This is a genomic window from Vulcanococcus sp. (assembly GCF_044369115.1).
In the GTDB taxonomy this organism is placed as follows: Bacteria; Cyanobacteriota; Cyanobacteriia; order PCC-6307; family Cyanobiaceae; genus Vulcanococcus.
The window spans coordinates 1-3401 of the sequence record NZ_JBIPMN010000223.1 but is presented as its reverse complement, the minus strand read 5'-3'; the positions used below and the strand labels follow the sequence as shown (position 1 = coordinate 3401).

Sequence of the window (3401 nt, the reverse complement as noted above, 5' to 3'; positions counted from 1 at the left end):
GACGAACAAATACAGGATTGGATTACAGAAGCCAAGAGGCATGGAGCAGGTTCGTAACGCGTAGTGAAATTCTTGCTATAATGAAACCGCAATATGAAATGAGAAAAGAATAGCGAGATATAAGCCCCTAATGGGTCTGCATAACGCCAGCGATCACCTGACCGCAGGGGCTTTGGCTGGGATTTATTCATTTGGTGCATAGATCAGTGGGAGTCGGGCCCCCGGGTCAGGTGTATTGCGTCGTTAGGCAGGCCAAACCTGTCGCCTCACTTTGTGCGTTAAGTCTCTTGACGCAGACAAGTTAGTGCTGCTAAGACAGGCTTGGGATATTTACTTCTATCTCATGCCCTCCGTTACCCACGAAGTTGACCAAGTTCTCGAGGTCGACCTCTCTCAGTTAAGCGAAGAGGATAGAAACGCGGTGATCGAATGCCACAAGAAGCCAGATGCCTATAAGTCTGATGACTCATTTCCAGGCGAGATGACTTGCAGGATAGATGATTGCATTGTTGAAGAAAGCTCCGAATCGCCAGGTTCATTTACACTGAAGAGAACGCTCTATTTTGATTTCACATGGGACGACGAAGACGAAATGTCTGAATGGGAGGAAGATAATGCCACAACTGATGATGCAACGCTACCAAGCTATGTTGCTGGAGATTACGAAGGAATCTTCATAGGAGATGATATGCACGATTACGAGACGGACTATCGTGGAGTTACCGCCTAACGCCAATTAGAAAGTCCTCGTAGGGCACTTTAAAACTCTTCTGGATCCATATAGCTTCGTCCTTGCCCTCCGCTGACTCAGTCAGCGGAGGGCTTTTCGCTTGTAGGCCGGATGTTCTGCGGACCCGCAGAACATATCTTAGAGCAGATCCGCGGGGCTGGTCACGCCAGCTGGGCCTCGGTTGAGCACGTGTGTGTAGATCATCGTGGTCTTCACGTCGCTGTGACCCAGCAGCTCTTGGATCGTACGGATGTCGGAGCCTCGTTCAAGCAGGTGCGTGGCAAAGCAATGGCGAAAGGTATGGCAGCTTGCTGGCTTGCTGATCCCTGCAGCGCGTACAGCGGCATGCACCGATCGCTGGATGACCGATGGATCCAGATGGTGACGCCCCTGCTCATTGGTGTCGCGATTGCGCCAGCGGGTGACCTGTGGGAACACCCACTGCCAGATCCACTCACGCGAGGCTGAGGTGTATTTCCTCTCCAGTGCGCCCGGCAGGGGCACCTGTCCCCAGCCCGCGGCCAGATCGATCCGATGCAGTCGCCGCACCCCCTGCAGATGGTTCTGGAGCGGCTCCATCAGGTTCTGGGGGAACACCGTGACGCGGTCCTTGTTGCCCTTGCCCCCGCGGATGATCAGCTGATGCCCCGCGAAGTCCAGATCCTGTACGCGCAGGCGCAGGGCTTCCATCAGCCGTAGGCCTCCGCCATACAGCAGGCCACACACAAGAGCGGATGGCCCCTCCAGCTGCTGCAGCACCGCTCGCACCTCCATCACACTCAGCACCACCGGCAGCCGCTTGGGACGACGTGCCCGCACGACCCCATCAAGCTCGCCGGGGTCGATCTCCAAAACACGCTTGTAGAGGAACAGCAAGGCTGCCAGGGCCTGGTTCTGGGTCGAGGCACTCACGTGCTCCTCAACGGCTAGGTGCGTCAGGAAGGCATTGATCTCTTGGCTGCCCATCTCCCGCGGGTGCCGCATCTGGTGAAAGCGCAGGAAGCGCCGCAACCAGCGTTCGTAGGTCCCGATGGTCCGCCGGGCGTAGTGACGCGATGCCAGGGCTTCCCGGTAGACCGAGATCAGTGAACGGGGTTGTGTCTCCATAAAGGACGCCGTGCTGTGGGCAGCATTCCCACCAATGCCCCCGTCCGTCCTTCGCAGGAGATTGGGGCTGGATGGCGTTAACAATTGTCAGCGTGAGCTGGTCTCACTTCTATGGCCCATCGGCCTGCTCCTATGAACCTCAGGACCATGCTCCCCGCCGCAGCGGCTGGACTGCTGATCGGCCTTGTGGCCGTTCCTCTCGCCAGCCGCGCCAATGGCAACAGCGACATCGCTCGTCGCAGCTGGATCAACACCCTCAACAGCGAACTCAAGGCCGGCATCGACTACGACGCGGTCAAGGCCAATCCGCTCACCTTGGCCCTGTTCGGTGTGGCAGACGCCGCCTGCCTCAACCAGGCGGCAGCGCTCGGGCTGGCCAGATCGGTGATGGCACCGGCCCAGGCTCGCTATGCCGTGCAGCGCTTTGATGAGCGCTACTGCGTCGTCAAGCACCAGAGCAGCTGATGAAGATCTGGCAGAAGCTGGTCGTTGCCCTGGCCGCGTCGGCCGGCTTCTCCCTCCTGGCCGGGATGGTCTGGTTCATCTGGCTGGCCCGCGTCCCCGGGAGTGGTGTAATTCCCCGGGGACCTCAACCCCGGCGTAGCCGGGGTTGAGTGCGCAGCTCAGGCACCCAGCTCAGCGGCTGGCGTTGCAGGGGGTGGGCAGGCCCGTGACCCTGGTTTGAGCACTACCTCAACCAGACGAACCATGCCCAAGATGGATTGTGGCGCCTCTGCACTGGCGCCGCTACTCGATGGCAGCACAGCTGGGGAGCTGATCCCCGAGCTGGTGCGCCATGGCCTGCAGCAGCTGATTGAGCTGGAGGTCGCTGCCGTGCTCGGTGCCGAGCGCTACGAGCGCAGCGAGGATCGGCTTGGCCATCGCAACGGCTACCGGCCCAGGCTGCTCACCACCCAGGTGGGCGACATCGATCTCCAAATCCCGAAACTCCGCTCAGGCAGCTTTCTGCCCTCGATCCTCGAACCCCGCCGGCGGGTGGATCAGGCCCTCTACGCCGTCGTGATGGAGGCCTATGTCGCCGGCGTCTCCACCCGCAAGGTCGATGCGCTGGTAGCGGCTCTGGGCAGCCAGAGCGGGATCTCGAAGTCCCAGGTGAGCCGCATCTGCGCTGAGATCGACCTGCAGGTGCAGGCGTTCTTGAACCGGCCGCTGGAGGGCCAGGGTTACGCCTACCTCTATCTCGACGCCACCTATCTCCATGGCCGCCTGGGCCGAGCCATGCAGGTCTGCTCCAGGGCTGTTGTAGTCGCCATGGGCGTCAATGCCGATGGCCGCCGGGAGCTGCTCGGCCTCAAGGTCGGCGACAGCGAGAGCGAGGGCTTCTGGAGCCAGTTCATTGGTTCCCTCAAGGAACGCGGCCTCACTGGGGTCAAGCTCGTGATCAGCGATGCCCACAGCGGTCTGATCAACGCGATTCGGCGGATGCTGCAGGGCAGCTGCTGGCAGCGCTGCCGTGTCCATTTCGCCAGAAACCTGCTCCAGACCGTGCCCAAAGCTCACCAGGAGATGGTGGCCGCTGCCCTGCGCTCGGTATTCGCGCAGC

At 60.4% G+C, this 3401-nt stretch carries 4 protein-coding genes; 3 read left to right on the top strand and 1 reads right to left on the bottom strand.

The window, feature by feature from the left end; genetic code table 11:
- Positions 1–343: 343 nt before the first annotated feature.
- On the top strand, positions 344–730 hold the full coding sequence (locus tag ACIQ2E_RS13485) for a hypothetical protein (RefSeq protein ID WP_398331553.1): 387 nt from the start codon (positions 344–346) through the stop codon (positions 728–730).
- Between the two features lie 138 nt (positions 731–868).
- On the opposite strand, the gene ACIQ2E_RS13480 is transcribed toward ACIQ2E_RS13485, so the two are convergent.
- Entirely contained in the window at positions 869–1837 is a 969-nt protein-coding gene (locus ACIQ2E_RS13480; protein ID WP_398331550.1) for an integron integrase, read from the bottom strand.
- Positions 1838–1984: 147 nt separating this feature from the next.
- On the opposite strand from ACIQ2E_RS13480, the gene ACIQ2E_RS13475 reads away from it, so the two are divergent.
- Both ACIQ2E_RS13475 and ACIQ2E_RS13470 read left to right on the top strand, forming a co-directional pair.
- Positions 1985–2302 carry a hypothetical protein gene (locus ACIQ2E_RS13475; RefSeq protein WP_398331547.1) on the top strand — a complete coding sequence of 106 codons (318 nt, stop codon included), beginning with the start codon at positions 1985–1987 and terminating at the stop codon, positions 2300–2302.
- Positions 2303–2545: 243 nt separating this feature from the next.
- Positions 2546–3401 (top strand): IS256 family transposase (locus tag ACIQ2E_RS13470; protein WP_398331544.1); only part of this gene is annotated, 856 nt, incomplete at its 3' end.